Origin of the sequence: Dasania sp. GY-MA-18 (genome assembly GCF_024734385.1) — a bacterium.
Classification (GTDB): domain Bacteria; phylum Pseudomonadota; class Gammaproteobacteria; order Pseudomonadales; family Dasaniaceae; genus Dasania; species Dasania phycosphaerae.
This window is the reverse complement of sequence record NZ_JANHAP010000005.1, coordinates 94877-117955: the sequence shown is the minus strand read 5'-3', so window position 1 is coordinate 117955 and position 23079 is coordinate 94877. Positions and strand designations below refer to the sequence as shown.

The following is a 23079-nucleotide window of genomic DNA, read 5'->3' as shown; positions in this document are numbered from 1 at the left end:
AGGGATAGTTTCGGATTTAGTGACCTTATTGATAACACAACTCCCGAATAGAAAATGCATAGACTATAACAGCGACTTAAATAACAACTTTACGTTTTATAAAAAACAGTGTTCGAAGAACTAAATTTCTTCGAACACTGAAAACTAGCTCTATAAATACCTTAGAAGTTATAACGAACAGAGGCGCCAGCCCATCGCGGCTTGCCTTGCGCCTCTTCGCTGCAACCACAAACTGTTGACAAATCAAAACCTATAACGTTGTAGCGCTCATCAAAAACGTTATCTACAAATAAATCTAAGGCCCATACACCATCATGACCCTCCCAACTTGCGCGAATATTGGTCACAATCCAGCTATCAAATTTGGTTGAATCGAAGTTTGAAAGGTTAGAAAACACACTAGATTGATAGCTACTGCTAACTTGCAATGCTAGGTCACCATCAATAACTTCGGGGAAGGTATAACGCACAAAAGCAGACACTGTTGTATCAGGTGAAAATGTCGGTTTAACATCAATTAAAATAGACCCATCACCAATTAGATCTAAATCTTCAACATTGGCATCGATATATGCCGCTGTCAGCATAATATCTACATTTTCTATAGGTGATGTATTAAGCTCAAATTCAGCACCAGTCACTGTAGAGTCATTATTGGTGATGATATTACCTAAGCCCGTCCAGCGCGCGGCCTGATAATCTTGATAGTCATAATAATAAACAGCACCGTTAAAGCGAACCTTGCCATCCATTAAGTCAGATTTGAAACCTATTTCGTAAGCATGCAGTACCTCTTTATCATAGGAAACCGTGTCTAGTGTCAGCGTTTGATCACCGGAGTTGAAACTACCTGCCTTCACACCGCGATTAAATCCTGTGTAAACAAGCACATTATCAGCCACCTGCCAATCAAGCTGAATTTTACCCGTCCATAAGTTTTCATCACCATCATCCTCAATATGAACAATGCCATCACCTGATGGAATATCCCAAGCTAAGGGGTCATTATTGCTACCAAAATACCAGTCGAACACATAGTCTTTGGATTCTTCAGTATTGCGAATACCCGTAACCAATTTTAAGGAATCTGAAATATCAAACTCGATTTGACCAAAAAGAGAGTATGAAGTGGTTTTTAAATCGGATACTCGCGGGTTATCAAAATTCGCTGGAAATCCTGAGCTTGAAGTCGTTAAGGCACTAAAGCCAGCAATACTTAGCGCATCAATATCTAGATAATAAAATCCAGTTACCCAGCGCATATTGTTAGCCTCGCCACTCAATCGAAACTCTTGTGTTACTGAGTCAATATCAGCTTCGCCAAACCAGGTAAATTGATTCTGCGGACCCGCCTCAAGATCTAAAGTGGTAAATTTTTCGTGATTCTTAAAATCAGTAATTGATGTAAAGGTCATACCATCATTAAGCTCGACACTGTAATTAACTGTGCCGCCGAAGGTTTCGTAGGTATTGACATCATCAAAAGCAAAATCACTAGAGGTTTTGAAATCATTACCATCGGGATCTAAATAACCATAGGCATCACGCCCTGCGGGCCGGGTAGCATCGTTATCGCCATCAAAAAATATATCTACCGGTACGCCGCCAGGCCCGAATGCCTCGCGTGTTTCAGTTGGTGAAATTCTATAGGTATTTAAAGTATTGCCATTAGCATCTAGCTCAGCGATAGTCGGCGTGGACTGATACGGCCCTGTAGACTGATCAGACTCTGAATAAAAACCACTTAATAATAGATTTGATCTATCATCAATATCAATTGCCAGCTGCGTACGAATTGCCCAACTTTTATCACCACCCAAGTCATCACCAGCCCCAGCAAGGCCCGGACCATTACTTAAAGCTGGCGCAGAATTATTTGTATCTTTAACATATGTTTTATTGGGGTAGTCGTTTTCTAAATACCCATCATGCTTACTGACAAAACCAGAAACTCGATAAAGAATGGAGTTAGTCATTGGGCCTGAAACAGCCGCCTCTAAACGCCTTTCGTTGTAGTCGCCCACCTTAATATCAAGATAACCTTCAAACTCTTCAGTTGGTTTATTGCTAATAAAGTGAACCAAGCCACCGGTTGCATTACGGCCAAATAACGTTCCTTGCGGGCCTTTTAAAACCTCAACCCTAGCAACATCAAAAGTGGCAAAAATAGAACCTTGCTGGAAAGCGACATAACCTTCATCAATGTAAACGGCATTTGGGGACTCTACATGATCATTAAAGTCATTTTGGGTAACCCCCCTAATAGAGTACTGCTTTTGCTGTCCCGCAAAACTACCCGACAATGACACACCAGGGGTAAATGCAGCCACATCGGTACTATCATCAACTCCTAGCTTGCGCAGCTGATCACCAGAAAAACTTGAGATAGCAATACCAACATCTTGCGCAGACTCTTCCCGTTTTTGCGCTGTAACCCTAACCTCTTCCAACAAAAAAGAACCTGAAGAACGCCCCTCTTCTGCAGATACCATATGACTATTTATTCCAACCACCGCTATACCAGCAAGCAAGGAAGATTTACCTATGTTATGCGGCAGCGAAACACATCTATTCTTTTTCATTATTAAATCACCTATTTTTATAGTTATTTTACTTATTTAAACCCGCCACCAAATACAGCCACCATCACTCTTTTCAATTATTAAAAGAGTTTCTGCCCATATCAAAAACTCTTATATCAATCGCTGATAGCCATATAAATCAATGGAGGGATCTAATCTACACCGTCACCTAATGCCTTCATTGATCAAAAGTGTGTAATTCCTTGTTTATTTGTGCACAAACAATGATAAAAACTGGACATACAGGCATAAACTAGGCTTATATAGACTACAAAATAAGAAAAAGGCTATTATGAGAATTAGGGGGGCCTTATAGATAGATAACAAGGAAAACCCGCCCCTACTTTTAGTTTAGCTAATAAAATCTATTACCTGTGAGGGGAAGCATGAACTACAGTGACTTCAGCACTAATCTCATCCCAAAAAATCGGCAATTTGAAAGCTGGAATGATATCGTGACCGATACTTACTTTTCACTGACCCTAGAGACCAAAAAGAAGAGCTGCGATGAATTTTGTGGCCGTATTCACGGCGAAGAATTGGGCAGTATTCAAATCACCACACTAGCATCAGATCCTACCACCTACCACCGCGACCGCTTTGACATCAGTAAAGAAAACCAAGATTATTTTTTAGTTACTATCCCTAATGTATCAGCTGTTTCCTTCTCGCAAAATGGTAAGAATGTAAACTGTAGACCTGGCGATTTCATACTGCAAGGTAGCGCTGACCCCTACCGTTTTTTGTACGACGAACCTGCTCAAATGACTGTTATTCGTATACCGGGCGATGAATTACGAGACCGTATTAAAAGTGCCGACGACTTTTGCGCCAGATCGTTTCTAGGATCGACGGCAAGTAATGGATTATTTTTAAACTATCTAGAGTCTTTACTGAAATTTTCCAAAGACCTCCCAGATACAGCTAAACTGAAAATCAGTGAACAACTGATTGATCTGCTAGCATTGACTATGGACTCTAGCGATGAGGCGCTCCCTTGTGCCGACAGCGCTTCACAGGAGGCTCACTTACATCGAATCAACAACTATATCAATCATAATTTATCAAGCCCGAATTTATCCCCCCAACAGATAGCAGATCAATGTGGTATTTCGCTACGTTACTTACATCAAATATTCAAACCTACCGGCCATACAGTCGCCAGCTGGATAAAAGAACGTAGACTTAAACAATGCTACGATGCACTTGCCGACCCGCGTCGCCCCATACGCTCTATTGCTGAACTAGCCTACCGCTGGGGATTTTCTGATCAATCACATTTTAGCCGTGTTTTTAAAAACAGGTTTGACATTCCACCAGGTCAAGTTCGAGCCAATGCATTGAAATAACTACCTAATTAAAACACTCTGCCCCAAAGAAAAAAATAATCTTATTTATACAACCCCATAATATAGCACCGCCGCCAGTGGCTTTAATACAAATACCTATAGCTTACCCCCTAGGAAAAAAGTAAAAAAAAGGAACTTACTATCTGCACCTCAATTATTAACTCAATAAACACCATTAAACAAAAAAGGGCCGGCAATGCCGACCCTTATTATCAATCCAATCAAACTATAGGCTTTTAAAAAGTATAAGCTAAGCCAACACCAGCAGTTCTAGGGCGGTTAATATAATCAAACGCACCATTGCCGTAACGAGCTTCAGTGCGGTGACCAACTTCTGCACGCTCATCGGTTAAGTTATCGATGAATAAGGTTGCTTTCCACTGATCTTTGCTCAGCGTTACCGAAGCATCCCAAATGGTGTAAGCATCTAGCACAGCGTAGTCTGCAGAGCCTTCAGTGAGTGAGGTGGTGATTTCATCACGGTAAGACGCGTTAAGGTGATACTTAAGCTCCATACCGTTACTTAAATCTTGGAAGCGATCAAAGGCAACCATGACGCTATGCTTAGGAACACCGGGCAGTTGATCGCCCTTGTTACCGCTTAAACCGCCTACCACACTAAAGTCCTTAGTTAATTCAGCTTCAACATAGCCGTAACCTAAAGTCATGGTAGTGTCTTGGTCAAAGTAGTATTTAACCTCTAACTCTAAACCTTTAGACTCAGCTTCGTCACCATTAACCGCCACGGGGAAAGAAGCAACTGGTGAGGTAGTATTAATGATGATGTCTTGCCAATCGATGTAAAACAATGAGGCGGTAAACTCTACGCGCTCAAACAATACACCTTTAGCACCCACTTCCCAGTTTGTTGCTTCATCGGCATCAAAGCTGTTTAGGCTTGGGTCTTCAGCAAAGTTACCGGCGGTCGGTAATGCGTTAGCGCCACCGTGACGGAAACCTTCGGCCCAGGTGAAGTACAACATGATGTCATCATTTACATCATAAGAGGTGTTGAATTTGAAAATGCTGTCGCTTAAATCGCGCTCTAACTCAGCCTCGACTAAGCCCAAGGGGTTAACACCGTCGCTAGAACACCAAACACCACAATAGGGCAATAAGGTAGTGGTATCTGAGCCAACGGTCTGACTAAAGAAACGAGCACCACCGGTCATCTGCCATGAATCTGTAATATGGTAAGTAATTTCACCAAAGGCCGCTTTTTCTTTAAAGGTCAGGCTTTGGTCTAAACTGTAAGCCAATTCATTAGCGGGCCCGCCAGTGACGGCAACAGGATCTGAGGTGACCGCCGCCCATTCGTTATAGCCGGGGAAGCTATCGTTTTGGAATAAGTTGTTTTCGGTATCGGTGTAGTACAAACCCGCCACCCAATCAATATCACTGTCGCCTGCAGAAGTTAAGCGAAACTCTTGCGAAATACCTTCACGCTGATAATCCACTGAGCTGGCCACAACCCAGCGAGGGAAGTTACCGTAGTAATCGCTAAAATCGTTGATGTAGCTTTGGGTGTTATCTTTTTGCCCTAATGAGTCATAGTCATAGCCAGAGGTAGACGAGGTGAAGCTAGCAAAGCCTAACTCTACTTCTACGTCTAAACTCCAAGCATGCACTTCACTCTCTAAGTCTTCATCTAAGGGGATAAGGTGTGAGTAATCATCAGCACCCGCAATTTGCGGGCTGCCTACCTGGCGGCCACCTACTTCATCTTTTTGATAAAAGTAGTTGGCTAAAATTTTAACTTCTTCAGAAGCATCCCATAAAAAACTGGCGCGGGCATGGGTAACACTGTTGTCGTTAGCATCTTCACGGGGCGCTAAGACTGGCGCACTGTTTGCAACATCAGCAGGATTAACCGCGATAGCTTTGCCAGTGCTGTCTAAAGCGTAACGGCCTTTGGCATCCACAAAACCTTGGTTATCTACATAGCCGCCGCCTATGCGTAAGGCCATGTCGTCGTTGAGTGGGATGTTAGCAACAATATCGGTGTCAGTGTTTAAGCCGCTGCTGCCTTTGGTGTTGCTAATACGCGTGTTCACCTGCGCACTAAATTCAGTCACGTCCGGTTCTTTGTGTATATAACGTATGGTGCCACCTAAAGAACCCGAACCATATAAAGTACCCTGTGGGCCACGTAAAACCTCTACGCGCTCTATATCTTTAAGCTGCAGGTTAACAAACAAAGGCATATCACCTAAGTAAGTAGAAACAGGATCAGAGGTGTTGTTTATGCTGTCGTTGGGGCCTAGAGGGTTGGCATTTAGGCCGCGTATAATTAAACCGCTACTTACACCAGCGTTGCGTGGGCCGGTATCAACGTAGCTTACACCAGGAATGCTACGGGTTAATTTTGATAAATCGCTTATGCCTTGGTCTTGTAAATCATCACCTGATAAAGCAGAAATATTGTAGGGGATTTCCTGGGCACTAACAGCACGCTTGGTGGCCGTAACCATCACCTCTTCTAGCACAACTGCTTGCGCCGCTTGGGCCAGCATACCTGAGGCTAACACCGCACCTGTGACTGCCGCACTTAAAGGTTTTTTCTTTAACACTACTCTCATGTTTTATCTCTCTTCACCGTTACAACTTTATGCAACCTGTTCAATAAATATACTTATTGAACGCTGGCTAGAACCAATATGCTCGCGGCCTAGGCTGCCCTATGATTATTGTTGTCGCATACTAGGCAAGCCGACTTGAAGATAAAACGTCCCATTTGTGGTGTTTGCCACTACCATTTAGGGGGGGCTACAAAAAACTTAGGGGGGAGTAGACACAAAAAGTGGAGGGATAAAAAATTGAGAAGCCAGCAAAGCCGCCGGCAGCAGCTGTTAGCAGACCTATGGTTAGAGCTTAAAGCAGGGGCTAACTACTGCTTAATACGCTGGCTATACACCACAAAAGGGTCTTCGTTGTCGCTCACCGACACCTCACCAATAACGGTAAAGATCAACGAAAACAACTCAGCCTGAGAAGCCACGTTGAGCTTGGCGTAAATATTTTTACGGTGGCCACGCTCAGTTTCAGGGGAAATATTAAGCGCCTTGGCGGCTGATTTTGAGGCCTTGCCCTCAAACATTAAGTGCAGCACCTCACGCTCGCGCTCGGTTAATAGCGACAAGCCAAAATTATGTAAGGAGGTTTGCAGTTGGTTATGTACTTCTCGGGTACTAGCCACACTGCCCGACTCTTTTGTTAAGTCGCCCTGCCAATGTTTTTCCATGGCAGCCCTAATTACCGGCTCAGTAATATGCAACTGTTGCAGCTCTATAGCGCTAAAAGGCAAGCGCATTTGCTGGCGACCAAAGCTGGCAACCAAGGCGGTATCGTCAGTAATTTTTAATAAAAAATTGGCATCATCACAAAGCCCAGAATCATTAAAATACGCCCGGCCAAACTCACTATTTTCAAACGATAAAGGCTCCAAAGCCGAAAGCTGATAAAAGCCTGAACGCATACTGGGAAACAATCTATATAAGGGGCTTAATAAATATGCGCCTGCCATATAAGACTCTTCAAAAAACACTGTCTCGCTGGGGTGTAGGCCGTCGTATAACAAAAAGGGTTTTTCATCGGGGCGATACAACATCACTATGGCGCTATCTATGGGCGCAATACGATTAATGCACTCAAATAAAACTTTGGGGAAATCTTCGGTATTCACTGCAGTAATTAAAGGTGCCACTACATCGGGCCAGTTACTCAGGTTAGTACCCGCAGAGCTGCTTGTGGACAAATCATCGTGTTGATTTTTTACTGTACTCATATTGCTACTTCTTAAACCCTTAATAAACATCATTGCCCGGCCTGCCCCCCATTTGAGGTAAGCCACCAGCCAGCATGGGTTATATTAGCGGTACTGGCCTTACTTTACACTCCTTTGCCTATTATTCATTAACCCAGCCACGTAAACAGGCTAAGTACCACTAGGAAAGCTATGAGATATTCTAACTACACCCAACGCATAGACGGTGAAGGCGCAGCAGCTTGGGATATACACAATCGTGCCGTAGAAAAACTGCGCAAAGGTGAGGATATCATCGTACTCTCTATGGGTGATCCAGACTTTGACACCCCCCAACCCATAGTAGACGCAGCCATAGACAGCCTGCGCGCTGGCGACACCCACTACACCGATTTTACCGGTGAGCCAGAACTGCGCCAAGCCATCGCCCAGCTGCATCAGCAAACCACCGGCCAGCAAGTCGGCATAGACAATATCGTAGTGTTGGCCGGTGCCCAGTGCGCACTGTATTGCGCCGCCCACTGCATACTAGACCCGGGCGATGAAGTCATCGTGCCCGAGCCCACCTATGTTACCTATGAAGCAGTCATCGGTGCCACCGGCGCTAAAACCATTAACGTACCCATGGATCCAGACAACGGCTTTCGCATTAATATTGCCGATTTTGAAGCCGCCATTACCGATAAAACCCGCGCCATTATGCTTAACAGCCCCCACAACCCAACCGGGGCGGCCCTCAGCGTAGAGGATATTAAAGCCATTGCTGAACTCAGCATTAAGCATGACCTGTGGGTAATTTCAGACGAGGTTTACGCCTCACTGGTATACGACGAAAACCATCACAGCATCGCCGGCTTACCCGGCATGGCCGAGCGCGCCATCACCATTAACAGCTTATCCAAATCCCACGCCATGACCGGCTGGCGCTTAGGCTGGATAGTAGGCCCCGAAAGCCTTAGCTATCACTTGGGCAATATGGTCACCGCCATGTTATACGGCGTACCCACTTTTATACAAAAAGCGGCAGTGGTTGCCATCAACGGCTCCGACACCGAAGTGGAAGCCATGCGCCTAGCCTACCGCGATAGACGCGACTTGGTGTACAAACACCTAAACGCCGTCACCAACCTACGCTGCCACCAGCCTGCTGGCGGCATGTTTATGATGATAGACATACGCAAAAGCGGCCTTAGCGCTCAGCAGTTTGCCAATGAACTATTAGACCGCGAAGGCGTTTCTGCCCTGGCCGGTGAAGCCTTTGGCCCCAGTGCTGCAGGCCATATACGCATCAGCTTAGGCGTACCCTGCGAAGTACTAGAGCAGGCCTGCCAACGCATCGCCGCTTGTTTTAATGCCATAATGGCCGAACAGTAATCTACGCTGGCCGGGCACTGCCCGGCCACTATCCAGCTATGGCCGAATTATGAGCTTAGACAATACCTCAGCAGCAAACCGCAACACTACCTCTACCTGGCAGCGCTACGCCAAGTTTCTATTACCCTCGTTCATCGGGGTTTTATTATTTTTAACCCCCATTACCCACGAGGGTAAACAAACCATAGTGATAGGCTTGCTGGCCGATACAATCAGGCTAGGTCTGGGTGCCGCCCTACCCTTAATCGTCACCCTCACCTTTGTGTTATCGGGCATTATGTCTAGCTATGTATCGCTGCTTAAACCGCGCTGGATAAATTCCTTTCCCTTATTAAGCCATGTGTTTACCACCACGCCTTTATGGTTGCTGCTGCGCGGTTTAGGCGGCCTGTTTTGCGCCATGACGTATTTTCAATATGGCCCCGAATGGATCATAGGCAGCGACACCGGCCAAGTCGCCTACATGGAAATAGCAGGGGTTATTTTTTGTATTATCGCCATTGCCAACTTACTGCTGTCATTTTTAACCGACTACGGTTTTTTAGAATTTGTCGGCACTATTATTAGCCGCCCTTTTCAGCTGTTATTTCGCCTGCCCGGCCGCGCCGGTTTGGATGCCATTACCTCTTGGGTGGGCGACTCCAGCATAGGCACCATCTTAACCATACGCCAATACGAAAGTGGCCATTACAGCGCCCGCGAAGCTGCCACTGTCGCCACCAACTTTTCCGCAGTATCGCTGCCCTTTTGTGTGGTGATTGCGCAAATGGCAAAAATTGATGATGTGTTTGTACTGTTTTATTGCACCGTAGGCCTGTGCGGCATAGCCGCCGCTTTAATCACCCCACGGCTGCCACCACTCTCTAATTTGCCGCAACGTTTTTACCAACGCGAACAGCGCGCCGAAGAACAAGTGGAGCCATACCCCAATATTTTTGTGCGCGCCACCCAAACCGCGCTGGCCCGCGCCCAACACGGCCCCAGCCTTAAGCAAATACTCAACCAGGCTGGCCGCTCTATCACCGATATTTTTATTGCGGTATTACCCGCCGCCATGACCATAGAACTCATTGTGCTGGTGATTTATCACCACAGCAGCCTGCTGCAAACCTTGAGCGCGCCTATGGTTTATGTACTGCAAATGCTGCAATTGCCCGAAGCCGAAACCGCCGCTGCCGGTACCCTGATCGGATTTTTTGACCAGTTTATCCCCGCCATAATCTCCACCAATGTCGACAGCCCCATTACCCGCTTTGTACTCGCAGGCCTGTCAGTAACCCAGCTAATCTACATGGCCGAAAACGGGCTATTAATTTTGCGCTCCAGCATACCCATAGGCTTTAAACAGTTGGCGATGATCTTTTTAATACGCACAGCCATAGTACTGCCTATATTAGCCGCAGCTGCACATATGATTTATGGTTAATCATCAGGGGTAGAGATGTATAGTTTTGGGCAGCCTTTGCAGCTGCCCATGACATACTGAAAGCGCTGCGCTTAACCTAAGCACAGCGCTCTTTATAGATTTAAGCACTCAGGGCCTGCAAGGCATGCTCCGGGTCAGCCTCAACAATTTTTAACAATGAACGTGCAGCTCCCGTCGGATGGCGACGACCTTGCTCCCAGTTTTCAACTGTACGTTTGCTCACCCCCAAAATCAGTGCGAACTTTTCTTGCGACACCCCCAAGCGCTCACGTATAGCTTTGACTTCAGGTTCAGGAAAATCAAAGCGCCTAGATGCCTTTTTACCGCCTTTAACAATACCGTCCATTTCCTGAACACTGGCCAGCAGCTCGTCAAACATTTTCTTATCCATCATCACCACCTCTCAACAATGGCTTTTAACTGTGCCACCTGAGCTTTACTCAGGCTTACCTGCTTACCCTTGGGGTAAACATACAACATACGAATATGATCATCATTAACCACCCAGTAATAGATAACGCGCACTCCGCCACTTTTACCCCTGCCCTCAAGTTGCCAGCGCACCTTACGTATACCGCCTGAGCCTTTAATCAAGTCCCCCATATTAGGGCGGCTGACCAAAGCCTCTTGCAGATTCTTATACTCATCATCGCTCATCAGCTCTTTAATAAGCCGGGTAAACACCGAGGTTTCAATAATGACCATTGCACCCATTATACGCCAATGGCGTATACCATCCAGTTGTTTATTAAATAGACAAAGTAACGAATAACCCTGCTAAAAACTACCTACAGCGCAACAGGGTCAACATCCCCCCCAAATAGGCCCCCGCATCACCTAAAAAGGGGATAGCAAGCCAGCCCCCAGCCGCCTATTGTTAGCCCATATAAACCACACCCACTGTACTAATCACAATAAGAGTGCACCCATGCCAAACAAACCCGATTACACAGCCAGCGCCCACGATTGGGTAGAGCAACAAGCCCCTGAAATTTCACAGTGGCACCAAACCATTTTTGACTACGCCGAAACCGCCTGGCGCGAGTACCGCTCCTGCGCTTGGTATGTAGAAAAACTGCGTGCCGAAGGCTTTACCGTAGAAGAAGGCACCGCCGGTATGCCCACAGCCTTTTGTGCCACTTGGGAAAACGGCACAGGCGGCCCCACCATAGGTGGCTATGCCGAATACGACGCCGTGCCCGGCAACTGCCAAGCGGCGGATGTGGTTGAAAGGCCCCGCGACGGTTTAAGCAAACACGCCGGAGGCCACACCGACCCTCACTCAGCTTTGGGCATAGGCTCACTGGCTGGCTTTTTAGCCGCCAAAGCCGCCATGGAAAAACACAACATCCCCGGCCGCTTAAAGTTTTTGGGCGAGCCCGCCGAAAAGCAACGCGCCTCCAAACCGCTGCATGCCGCCAAGGGCTATTACGACGATATGGACGCCGCCATTAGCTTTCACCCCTGCTATATGTTGCCGCTAACCAATACCACCCGCTGGAACACCCACTGCGGTGCCGCCTTTGTGGTGATGTATACCTTTGAATGCAACAGCCCCGAAACTTGGCTGGACAGCGGCGAAGCCGACTCGCCTATCGCCGCCTCACACGCCTCGGCGCGCGCGCCCGGTGCCAATGATGCACTGGTGCAAATGTACAGCAACTCAAAAATGCTAAAAGAGCATTTGGTGGCCGCCGGTTGTGGTTGGTCTATGAACGAGAGTATTACCCTGGCTGGCCAAGCCACCGCCGACAACCTGCCCGCACAGATTGCCCAAATCCATTACATTATGCGCGTGCCCACCATAGAAATGGCCGAGCGCATAGTGCGCGGCCTGGACCAAAACGCCGCAGCAGCTGCCAGCACCTCGCACTGCACTTGGAAAAAAGATTGGATAGCCAAGTCACGCCCCGGCCTACCCAACCACGCTATGGCGCAATTAACCTACGACAACCTGGAGCTAGCTGGCGCACCGCAATTTAACACTCCCGCCGCCATCGCCAAGGCCCAGCAGATACAAAAAAATCTGGGCATGGAAGTGATGGATAAACCCTTTATGGAGGACATAGAAACACTGATCACTCCACAAGAGGCCGAAACCATTTTGCGTAAAGAATTGCCCGAGTGGCAAAAAAACTTTACCTCCGATGACTATACCGAATACTGCTGGCACGCCCCTACCGTGCGCTTGTACATAGGTCGCCCCATGTTAAAAAGCCCCGGCAATGGCGGTAAATATCCAGCTTGGGTAATGAACGCCCTAGGTGGCATAGCCGAAACCATAGACCCTATGATTTTTACCGCCGGTAAAACTATAGCCGGAACTATTTTGGATCTGCTATGCAAGCCCGGCGCGCTAGAGCAAGCCCAGCAAGAATTTAACGAGCGCACCGGTGGCGGCATAGGCGGCAGCGAGTGGGTAGCGCCACTGTGTGATTACCCAGCGCCTATACACTTCCGCTGGCCTGAGTATGTGCAAACCGAACGCGGCCACGAGTGGTGGATACCCACCCAGCCCCACGAAAAAAACTAAGCGCGCCGCGGCACTTAACACACGCACTAGACATCGTTGAACAAATTTTTAAGAGGTAGTTATGGCCACTTGTGGTGAAGTATTAGCAAAATTATTAGAAGCCTATGGCGTGGATACTATTTTTGGCATCCCCGGCACCCACACCATAGAGCTGTACCGCGGTATTCCGCAAACCAAGATGCGCCACGTTACCCCGCGCCATGAACAAGGTGCGGGCTTTATGGCCGATGGCTACGCTAGAGTCACCGGCAAACCCGCCGCCTGTGTAACCGTATCGGGCCCCGGTGCTTACAATATCGCTACCGCTATGGGCCAAGCCAAGCAAGACTCTGTGCCCATGTTAGTGATTTCTGCCGACAACAACAGCTGGCAAAAAGGCTTGGGCGAAGGCCGCCTGCATGAAACCCGCGACTTGCAAGCCGCCATGGCCGAGTGCTCGGTATGGGCTCACACCTTAGCTAGGCCCGACGAATTACCGCAGGTAATGGCCAGAGCCTTTGCTATTTTCAATAGCGAACGCCCCGGCCCGGTACACATCACCATGCCACTGAACGTGATCACCGCCAATGCCGACCATGTGCCTGTACAAACCTGGCCGCTGCCCAGCAAAGCTGCCCCGGCTAGTGACGCACTACAGGCCGCAGCCGAACTATTAAACAATGCGGCCAATCCGGTATTGCTATTAGGCGGCGGTGCCGCCGGTGCTGCTCAAGACATGCTGGCACTGGCCGAAGCTTTGGGTGCCCCCGTCACCACCACCCACAATGCCAAGGGCATACTGCCCCCCGCACACCCGCTGTATGTGGGCGGCAGTCCCTCGCAAACCGCCAGCCGCGAATTATTTCAAAATGCGGATGTGTTGTTGGCCATAGGCACAGAGTTTGGCGAAACCGATTACGACTTTTTCTTTACCGGCCAATTCGATATGGGCAGCGCCAAAATCATACGCGTGGATATAGACCGCGCCCAACTCAGCCGCAATGTGTTGCCGCATCTTGCGATTCAAGCTGACTCGGGCTTATTTGCACAAGCTTTAACGCCCTTACTCAAACAGCCTTGCAGCAATGGTGCCGCGCGCACCGCCGCCGCCAGTGCCGCCCGCAAAGTAGATGATGTAGCTGGCTTCCAAGCCTTTTTAAGCCAACTGCAAGTTGCCCTGCCCGGCGCTATTTTAGTGGGCGACTCCACTCAGCCCGCCTACTTTGCTGGCCTGCAATACGACGCCCCCGCCGCCCGCCGCTTTGCCAGCGCCGCCACCGGCTACGGTACTTTGGGCTACGCCCTACCTGCCGCCTTTGGTGCCAAATTAGGCCAGCCCGAATTACCCGTAATCAGTTTAATTGGTGATGGTGGCCTGCAGTTCACCATCAATGAACTCTCCACCGCCATAGAAGCGCAAATCCCCGTGGCCATAGTAGTGTGGAATAACCAACGCTATGAAATGATTGCCCAAAACTTTGTCGATGCAGGCATGGAGCCTATAGCCTGTGATATTTACACCCCAGACTTTAAGGCCATAGCACAAGCCTACGGCTGCCCCGCTTACCGCGCTCATAATTTGGATGAATTAACCGAGCAACTACGTGCCGCACAGCAGCAAACGGTGCCTACTTTAATTGAAGTGGTAGAGGCAGATTTTTTACCTGCTAGCTAGTTTCTATAACTAGTTCACTGTTTATTTTTCATCAGGTCTCCACCTGATTTTTGCAGGGGCTATATGCCCCTGCTTTTTTATCAGCGCTTATCGTTTATCTTTTGCATGTGCTAAGCGGTACAAAATCGGCAGCACAAACAGCGTTAATAAAGTTGACGAAATTATTCCCCCTATCACCACCGTAGCCAAGGGCCTTTGTACTTCGGCACCGGTGCCGGTGTTTAAGGCCATGGGTACAAAACCTAAGCTAGCCACCAAGGCTGTCATTAATACCGGCCGCAGGCGTATCACCGCACCATCGATTATGGCGCTTAGTAAGTCGCCGTGCTGATGCCAGAGCTGGCGTATAAACGACAGCATCACCAAACCATTGAGTACTGCCACACCCGATAGCGCGATAAATCCCACCCCCGCTGAAATCGACAGCGGCATATCCCGCAACCATAAGGCAAATACACCGCCGGTTAAGGCCAAGGGCACGCCGGTAAAAATAATCAGGGCATCTTTTAATGAATTAAAAGCCATAACTAACAGGCCTAAAATAATCAACAGTGTTACCGGCACCACTATGGATAAACGCTGACTGGCGGATTGCAATTGTTCAAAACTGCCGCCGTAATCCAGCCAATAACCGGCGGGTAATTTCACTTGTTGGTTTATGCGCTGCTTAACCTCCGCCACAAAAGAGCCCAAATCCTGCCCCCTAACATTGGCGGTAACCACTACCCGGCGCTTGCCGTTTTCGCGGCTAATTTGATTGGGCGCAGGCGCTAACTCTATGCTTGCCACCTCTGCTAAAGGCACATAGCCACCACCGGCCAAAGGCACGGGTAGTTGTTTCAAGGCATTTACATCGCGGCGTAAATCTTCTGCCAACCTAACCACTAATTGAAAACGCCTGTCGCCTTCAAACATCAAGCCCGCTGCTTCGCCACCTATGGCTGTAGCCACTAAATCTTGCAGCTGCATCACATTTAAACCGTAGCTAGCGATAGCCATACGCTTGGGTATGATAGATAACATGGGCAGGCCAGAGACTTGCTCCACTCTGGCATCAGCCGCGGCGGGCATGCTTTGCAGCACAGCTAAAATTTGTTGCGCTGACTGCTGCAACTGCGACAAGTCATCACCAAAAACTTTAATGCCTAAATCTGCCCGCACCCCCGAAATCAATTCGTTAAAACGCATTTCTATAGGCTGGGTAAATTCGTAATTATTACCCGGCAATTGCGTTATTGCCGCCTCTATGTTTTGCACTAACTCAGCCTGCGGTAAGTTAGGGTCTGGCCAGGCACTGCGCGGTTTTAACATTACCAAGGTATCGGCCACATTGGGCGGCATGGGGTCGGTAGCCACCTCAGGTGTGCCAATTTTTGAAAACACTTTCGCCACCTGTGGAAAATCTAAGATATGCTGCTCTAATAAAATTTGCATATTTACCGATTGTTCCAATCCCGTGCCCGGTATGCGCATAGCATGTAAGGCGATATCACCTTCATTAAGCTGCGGCACAAATTCAGAACCCATGCGGCTAGCCAAGCCCGTAGCCAATAGCAACAATAGCAGCGCTATAGCTAACACCGGCCAGCGTTGCTGCAGGGCAAACTGTAAAGCCGGTTGGTAGCCAGACTTAGCCGCGCTAATGACCACGCTTTCTTTTTCGCTAATTTTATTATTCATAAAAATAGCTACGGCAGCCGGTACCATGGTTAAAGAAAAAACCAAAGCCGCCAACAAAGCCATTACCACCGTGGCTGCCATAGGTTGAAACATTTTGCCCTCTACCCCGGTTAAACTAAACAAGGGGATGTAGACCACAGTAATAATTAACACGCCAAATAAGCTGGGCCGTATGACTTCATTGCTGGCTTCATACACTAACTGCAAGCGCTCTTTTAAGGGCAGCACATTACCCCGGCCCTGCTGTGCTTGTGCTAAACGGCGTATGGCGTTTTCTACTATGATGACAGCGCCATCGACGATTAAACCAAAGTCCAAGGCTCCCAGACTCATTAAATTAGCTGACACCCCAGCTTGCACCATGCCGGTAATAGTGGCCAACATCGCCAAGGGAATAACCGCTGCGGTAATTAAGGCCGCACGTATATTGCCTAATAAAATAAACAATACCGCGATAACCAGTAACGCGCCTTCTAAAAGATTTTTTTTCACCGTGTTTATGGCTTTGTCTACTAGCTGGGTTCTATCGTAAACCGCTTCAACCTTAACCCCATCAGGCAGTGATTGCTGCACCTGCTGTAAACGCTCAGCCAAGGCTGCAGCAACCGCACGGGAGTTTTCGCCCACTAACATCATGGCCGTACCCAATACTGTTTCGCGGCCATCGCGGGTGGCAGCGCCGGTGCGTAACTCTTTGCCTATAGCCACTTCGGCTATGTCGGCAATTTTTATAGGTGTACCGTTAATAGTTTTAACCACTACCTGCTCAATCTCATACAGGTTTTGCAGCTGCCCCGGTGAGCGCACCAATAACTGCTGGCCGTTGCTTTCTATAAAACCGGCACCACGATTACTATTATTGTTACGCAAAGCCAAACTGATATCGGCCATGCTGATATCAAATTGCAATAGGCTCTGTAGCTTAGGGGTGATGTGGTATTGCTTGTCGTAACCCCCTATGGTGTTAATTTCGGTAACGCCGGGCACCAAGGCCAGCTGCGGTTTGATTATCCAATCCTGAATTTCACGCAAGGCCGTGGCGTCATAGGCTTGGCCATTGGCTTGCACGGCATCAGCGCTTGCCGACACGGTATAGGAAAATATTTCGCCTAAGCCTGTGGCTATAGGGCCAAGCTCTGGCTCTATACCGGGCGGCAGTTTGCTTTTAATCGCGCCCAAGCGTTGAGTAATTAAACTGCGAGCAAAATATAAATCCGTACCCTCAGAAAATACCGCCGTTACCTGCGACAAACCGTAGCGCGATAAGGAGCGGCTATAAGATAAATTCGGTATGCCTGCCAGTGCCGTTTCTACTGGGTAAGTAATACGCTGTTCAGATTCCAACGGCGAATAACCGGGCGCCTGAGTATTAATTTGTACTTGCACATTGGTAATATCGGGTACCGCATCTATAGGTAATTGTTGATAACTCCACAAGCCTGCGCCGACCAGTACAAGTATGAATGACATCATTAACCAGCGCCGCGTTATAGCGAGGCGCAATAAATTTTCTATCATGATCAGCCCCTATTAGTGTTGATGCTCGGCACCAGACTTTTGCAAGTCGGCTTTGAGTACATAGCTGTTAGTTAATACATAGTTTTCACCAACACTTAGCCCTGCTAACACTTCGCTATAGTGGCTGTCGCTGCGGCCTAAAGTTAATGGCCTGGCTTCATATTTATTGCCCTCCTTTACAAACACTAGCGTTTGACCGGCTATGGATTGCAAGGCTAGATTATCCACCACTAAGGGTAGGGTTTGCCGACTAATGCTCAGCTCTGCAGCAACCAGCATACCCGGTGCCCACAGCGCGCTGCGGTTATCAATAGCTGCCCTGGCCAAGACAAAAGCCTGATCATTAACGCCGGGAATAATATGTGTTAACTGCGTACTTAGCTGGGCATCGCCCAGTTTTAAGCTAACCGCCTGCCCCACCTTGGCCGCCGCCATTTGGCTGGGGAAAATACGTAACTCGGCCCACAGCTGATCAAAGTTGGCCACGGTAAATAGTACTTGTGCGCCGGTGCTTTCACCCACGCTGGCATGGCGCTCGCTTACTATGCCACTTAGCGGTGCGGTGAGTTGATAGCGCCTGAGGCTATCGTTGGATTCCACCTCGGCTAGCACATCCCCCTTATTGACCCGCTCACCCAGTTTGGCATTCACCTTGACCAGAGTGCCGGGAAAACGCGCCCGTATATGGCTAACCGAATCGGCATCGGCCACTACTCTGCCATACAGACTAAGGGTTTGATGTATCTCACCTGCCCCTGCTGGGGCGGTGCTAATACCTGACTGTTGGGCGATGGCGGGGTTTATAGTGATCGCCTCTGCATGATGGTCAGCATCGGCCTGGGCATAAAAAACCTTGCCGCTAAAAAGCAATACAAAAAAGTACGGTGATAAAGCAATCATTTTCATGGTTGTAATCCTGTCAAAGTTGGTGCGCTGCCGTTACTATTTGAAAGGTAATGGCTGGAAAGACCGCTAGAAAGATAATGGCTAGCAGCCAGCGGCTGAGCGGTAAGCTGCTCTATATCGGCACCGTAACGCAGCGCGGTACTGGCAGCGGCAATTAAGCTACGCTGGGCATTGAGTAGCTCTTGTTGAGCGCTAACATAATCGAGATAGCTATAACGGCCACGCTGGTAGGCTTGTTTGGTTTCCTGCAAGGCAGTTTGCAGCGCCGGGATTATTTCTTGGCGCAGGTCTTGGGCTATGTGTATGGCCTGCTGGCGATTGCTATAAGCGCCAAACAATTGCGTGCGTAAAGTAAGCAAGGCAGCCTCTTTGCGCACAGCCACAGCATTACTGGCAGCGGTGGCGGCACGCCGTGCCGCAGCATTGCGGCTGCCAGTGAACAAGGGCATGCTAAACCCTGCCACTAGCGCAGTATCGTCGCTAGCCGACATATGCTTTACGCCCAGCGACCAATTAATATCCATGCTGGCTGCGGTTTTGGCCAAACTCAGCTCAGCCTCTTTTAAACGCTGCTCGGCGGTAAACAACTGTATCGCGGGGTTAGCCGCCAAGCGTGTAAACAGCGCCTCAAAGCCAACATCCTCAGCAAAGGCGTATAAGTCCCCACTCACTGACTCGAAACTGACTTTGTCACTACCCCACAACGCTGCCAAGGCCACTTTTAAATAGCGCAATTGCTGCTGCTCGGCATAGACGCTGAGATGGGCTTGCTTGGCGGCAGCTTCGGCGCGTTTTAATTCGGCTTTGGGGCTGGCCCCAGCTTGGGCGCGTTTGGCCACGGCATTGCGGGCCTCTTTCGCCAAGGCCTCGGCACTGTTAGCCAGGGCTAGGCGCTGCTGCGCGGCTAACACCGCCACATAGCGGCGGGTTACCTCGCCCAGCAAGCTTAGGGTTTCTAGCTCGCGCTGGGTTTCAAACTGGCTGCGACTGCGCTGGGCTACAGCAATGCGGGCATCGCGCTTGCCCCCTAACTCCAGGGTGGACGACAGCGATACTGTGGCTTCGGCCTGATCGAAGTCTTTAAACTCGCCAGAGCCGGCAAAGTTTGCTAGCTCTAGCCCCAACTCATAGGCGGGGCTGAGCTTGGCACTGGCCAATTGGCTGTTGAGTTGCTGCTCGCGAAAGTGAAAACTTTTTAAACTGGGGTTGGCGCTAAGCGCCTGCTGTATGGCCTGGGCCAAGCTCAAAGTACTGCCGGCGGCCTGCGCCGAAGTAGTGAACAGCAGCGTGATTGATAGCCCTACTACCAGGCTATTAAACTTGTATAGGCGGCGGCACGCAGTATGCGTGGCATATAATAAAAACATGGTTTCATCCTAGATTTATCCTGTAATACCAATAAGCGACGGCCACTAATGGCGTCGACTCATCGCGTTGACTAAGGAGGGTTAAACTCTAGGAGGGCGAAACAAGGAGTTGGGGTGAGCGCTAAGCAGGGTGTGGCTATAATCAACAAACTGCGCTTCAGCAATAGAGAAATTAGCATTGAACATGCTATAAACCAGTATTTTGGCTAGCTGACCATGGCAATGGCAGCAGTGCTGACAATCCAGCACAGTAACGGTTTTTTGGGGGGAAGTAGTGCTAAGGTCACTGCTTTGATCTGGCGGCGAGCTCAATTGCTCGTCCGTATCCAATTCGGCTAATAACTGCTGGGCTAAAGGATGGTAACTGGCATCGGACTGATGAACCTGATGAGCATCTGCCGCTGCCAATACAGATTGCACAGCAACCCATATTGCCAAGATATAGAACAGTATGTTCTTCATTCAGTCAGTGCCTACTCTACAGTGCTTATCAGTGCTTATTCGTAGTCCATTGGCTAGCCCATTGGATACGGCCTAGCTATCTGCGCAGCTAGGCCGCAACTCTAACAATAGCCCGCAAAGGCTGTCAACCAGCCGCATATAAGCCTTGAGATATACGCTAAAGATGGTCAAAACGGCAATTAAGCACTATAGTTGTCGACTCAATTATTCCACTTTAGAGCTAGTCGTTTGACCAGTAGATTGTAATAGAAGGTATATTCATGGCTGTAAGCAAATCCAAAAAAACAAAAAATAAGCGCGTTAGCACCGAAGATATACTGCTTAAGTTATGTCACTCAGTAACTGGGGTATTGGGCGCAGCAACGGGTAAACCTGTTAAGCACTCCGCCATGGTGCAAAAAATTCAAAAAACCAGCCTGCGCCCTGACTTAGGTTGCTTTGTGCTATTTGACGGCAGTTTTTCTGGCTTAGTCATTATTAACTTTTCCAGCCAGGCGGCGGTAGAGTTATACCGCGACTATATGATTCACATGGGCATGCCTGAGGATGAATTAGCCAACCAACACACGGCTGATGAAGTCGGTGATGTAATGGGTGAACTGATGAATCAGATAGTGGGCAATTTCACCAATCAAATCGGTAAAGAGCTACAAACTGTTATCAATCAAAACCAACCTAAAATGATGGCAATCAATAAAAGTTTATCGATGTCTATAGATACCAATATGGACTTGGCGCAATCACGCCGCGTAGCCTTTAGCACCAATCAAAACAATGTGTTCTTTTTAGAATTGGCCATGGATAAGACCGAGTTTATAGAATTGCAAGAGTTTGAGGTTGAAGCTGATACCTGCCCCGATGATATTATCAGCCAGGAAGCCAACAAACGTGCCCTAGCCAAACAAGCTGCCGCCCACGCCCTTTCCAGCCAAGAAAACGACGATTTAATGGACTCCTTAGGTATTTAATAATATTCAAAAAGAATTACACAAAAGCGGAATGGGCATTAGCACATTCCGCTTTTTCTTTTTTAGCGTTTTATATTCCGCACTACTAGCCAATCACTGGTGCAGTGTTCACCTACCAAGCCAGCACAATAAAGGCCACGGAAGCTATGGAAGCGGCTAATAATACATAGGGCAACTGCGTTAAGGCATGAGCCATTACACTACAGCCACTGCCGTGGGCTGATAACACCGTGGAGTCACCGTAAAAGCAAGCGTGGCTACCAAATACACTGGCCGAAATTAATGCGCCTATGACCAAGGGCAGATTGGCATCCACACTAATCGCCAAGGGCATAACTATAGGTGTGGCCACGGCAAAAATACCCCAGAAGGAACCGGTGGCAAAGGCAATTAAGGCCATGGTAATAAAAGTCACCAAGGGCAGCCAATGGGCGGTCATTAAGGGCTTCATGGTCTCGATGACAAACACGGTTAAACCTAGCTGGTCGTTAACCTCTTTTAACATAAAGCCAGCCACCACCGTCGCTAACGGCAATAGCATAGATTTAAAACCTTCCAACAAGGTATCAAACAGTTCACTAAGCGCCAGTATGCGCTGGCTAAAACTTAAAGCCAGGGTTACTAGCAAGGCGATAATCACGCCTTTTAAAATATCTATATCCAAATACCAGGTAAAAAATATCAACGTAGCTATTGGAATAATAAAGTTTAGTAACACCCCACGACGGCTAAAGCCTGCGGCCTCATCGATAACAGGTTCAGCCGCTATATTATAATGATCCCGCATTTTGTGTTCGGCTGTTTTCATCGCTCCCAGCAAGGGGACTTTTTTAAGAATAACCAAAGGCACCAAGATCACGGCAAACCAAGCGTAAAACATATAGGGTATGGCTTGTAAATATAAGGCAAAACCTTCACCCACAGGTATATTTAAACTTTCTTCTAATACTGCCGAAAAATACACTGCCCACGTAGACAGCGGAATTAATACGCAAATAGGTGCGGCGGTAGAGTCCACCACATAGGCCAACATCTCACGGGAAACACGGTATTTATCAGTGACCTTTTTCATGGATGAACTAATGGTTAGCGTATTTAAATAATCATCTATAAAAATAAGCAAACCTAATAGCCAAGCCATTAATAATGCAGAAGTTCCACTTTTAATGCGCGTGGCCACCATTTTTCCAAATTCAACAGCGCCACCAATTTTAACCAGCAAGGCAATAAGTGCCCCCATCAGGCCGCACACTAAAATCACCCAACCTATAGTTTCGTCAGCCATCACTGACAGCATAATACCGGTGAGATTATCCAGGGATTTAGTAGGCTCTAGTATTAACAGGCCTATAATAACTCCAGCCAATAAAGGCTCAACGGTACGCTTAGTCCAAATTGCAAAAGCTAATACCATTAAAGTAGGTATTACACTAACTATGCCTGCATCTGCCATAGAAATCTTTTAACTCTTATTAACTGCTAATTTATTGCAAAAAA

The 23079-nt window shown here is 48.1% G+C and carries 16 protein-coding genes; 6 read left to right on the top strand and 10 right to left on the bottom strand.

The features are described from left to right. Positions 1–161: 161 nt before the first annotated feature. Positions 162–2582, bottom strand: a complete 2421-nt coding sequence (locus tag NO559_RS07655; RefSeq protein WP_258331222.1) for a TonB-dependent receptor — start codon at positions 2580–2582, stop codon at positions 162–164. Positions 2583–2968: 386 nt separating this feature from the next. On the opposite strand from NO559_RS07655, the gene NO559_RS07650 reads away from it, so the two are divergent. Continuing rightward, positions 2969–3931: a helix-turn-helix domain-containing protein gene (locus NO559_RS07650; protein WP_258331221.1), complete on the top strand. Its 963-nt coding sequence runs from the start codon at positions 2969–2971 to the stop codon at positions 3929–3931. A gap of 236 nt (positions 3932–4167) precedes the next feature. Here NO559_RS07650 and NO559_RS07645 read toward each other — a convergent pair whose 3' ends face one another. Next, positions 4168–6510 (bottom strand): TonB-dependent receptor, encoded by a 2343-nt coding sequence (locus NO559_RS07645; protein ID WP_258331220.1) that lies wholly within the window; start codon positions 6508–6510, stop codon positions 4168–4170. 308 nt (positions 6511–6818) lie between these two features. Further along, positions 6819–7715 (bottom strand): helix-turn-helix transcriptional regulator, encoded by an 897-nt coding sequence (locus NO559_RS07640; protein ID WP_258331219.1) that lies wholly within the window; start codon positions 7713–7715, stop codon positions 6819–6821. A 171-nt stretch (positions 7716–7886) separates the two neighbouring features. Here NO559_RS07640 and NO559_RS07635 point away from each other — a divergent pair, with 171 nt between their 5' ends. Together NO559_RS07635 and NO559_RS07630 are read left to right on the top strand one after the other, a co-directional pair. After that, a complete protein-coding gene (locus NO559_RS07635) occupies positions 7887–9068 on the top strand; it encodes a pyridoxal phosphate-dependent aminotransferase (protein ID WP_258331218.1) in 1182 nt (393 codons plus the stop codon). A 49-nt stretch (positions 9069–9117) separates the two neighbouring features. Next, complete coding sequence (locus NO559_RS07630; RefSeq protein ID WP_258331217.1) at positions 9118–10494, top strand: YjiH family protein; 1377 nt, start codon at positions 9118–9120, stop codon at positions 10492–10494. A 100-nt stretch (positions 10495–10594) separates the two neighbouring features. Here the strand turns inward: NO559_RS07630 and nadS are convergent, their stop codons facing one another. Further along, entirely contained in the window at positions 10595–10888 is a 294-nt protein-coding gene (gene nadS / locus NO559_RS07625) for a NadS family protein (protein ID WP_258331216.1), read from the bottom strand. Continuing rightward, positions 10888–11208, bottom strand: coding sequence for a type II toxin-antitoxin system RelE/ParE family toxin (locus NO559_RS07620; RefSeq protein ID WP_258331215.1), 321 nt, complete (start codon positions 11206–11208; stop codon positions 10888–10890). Before NO559_RS07620 ends, nadS begins: the two co-directional genes overlap by 1 nt. Before the next feature lie 214 nt (positions 11209–11422). Between NO559_RS07620 and NO559_RS07615 the strand changes: the two genes are divergently transcribed. Together NO559_RS07615 and NO559_RS07610 are read left to right on the top strand one after the other, a co-directional pair. Then, positions 11423–13027 (top strand): amidohydrolase, encoded by a 1605-nt coding sequence (locus NO559_RS07615; RefSeq protein ID WP_258331214.1) that lies wholly within the window; start codon positions 11423–11425, stop codon positions 13025–13027. Positions 13028–13088: 61 nt separating this feature from the next. Continuing rightward, positions 13089–14681: a 5-guanidino-2-oxopentanoate decarboxylase gene (locus tag NO559_RS07610; protein ID WP_258331213.1), complete on the top strand. Its 1593-nt coding sequence runs from the start codon at positions 13089–13091 to the stop codon at positions 14679–14681. Positions 14682–14768: 87 nt separating this feature from the next. On the opposite strand, the gene NO559_RS07605 is transcribed toward NO559_RS07610, so the two are convergent. From NO559_RS07605 to NO559_RS07590, 4 genes are all read right to left on the bottom strand, one after another. Continuing rightward, positions 14769–17879 carry an efflux RND transporter permease subunit gene (locus tag NO559_RS07605; protein WP_258331212.1) on the bottom strand — a complete coding sequence of 1037 codons (3111 nt, stop codon included), beginning with the start codon at positions 17877–17879 and terminating at the stop codon, positions 14769–14771. Between the two features lie 12 nt (positions 17880–17891). Next, positions 17892–18785 carry an efflux RND transporter periplasmic adaptor subunit gene (locus NO559_RS07600; protein ID WP_258331211.1) on the bottom strand — a complete coding sequence of 298 codons (894 nt, stop codon included), beginning with the start codon at positions 18783–18785 and terminating at the stop codon, positions 17892–17894. Further along, positions 18782–20152 (bottom strand): TolC family protein, encoded by a 1371-nt coding sequence (locus NO559_RS07595; RefSeq protein ID WP_258331210.1) that lies wholly within the window; start codon positions 20150–20152, stop codon positions 18782–18784. The genes NO559_RS07600 and NO559_RS07595 overlap by 4 nt, the downstream gene beginning before the upstream one ends. Positions 20153–20233: 81 nt before the next feature. Then, positions 20234–20614: a hypothetical protein gene (locus tag NO559_RS07590; protein ID WP_258331209.1), complete on the bottom strand. Its 381-nt coding sequence runs from the start codon at positions 20612–20614 to the stop codon at positions 20234–20236. A 260-nt stretch (positions 20615–20874) separates the two neighbouring features. On the opposite strand from NO559_RS07590, the gene NO559_RS07585 reads away from it, so the two are divergent. After that, positions 20875–21582 (top strand): DUF3334 family protein, encoded by a 708-nt coding sequence (locus tag NO559_RS07585; RefSeq protein WP_258331208.1) that lies wholly within the window; start codon positions 20875–20877, stop codon positions 21580–21582. A 112-nt stretch (positions 21583–21694) separates the two neighbouring features. On the opposite strand, the gene NO559_RS07580 is transcribed toward NO559_RS07585, so the two are convergent. Continuing rightward, a complete protein-coding gene (locus tag NO559_RS07580) occupies positions 21695–23035 on the bottom strand; it encodes a Na+/H+ antiporter NhaC family protein (protein ID WP_258331207.1) in 1341 nt (446 codons plus the stop codon). Between the last annotated feature and the right edge of the window lie 44 nt (positions 23036–23079).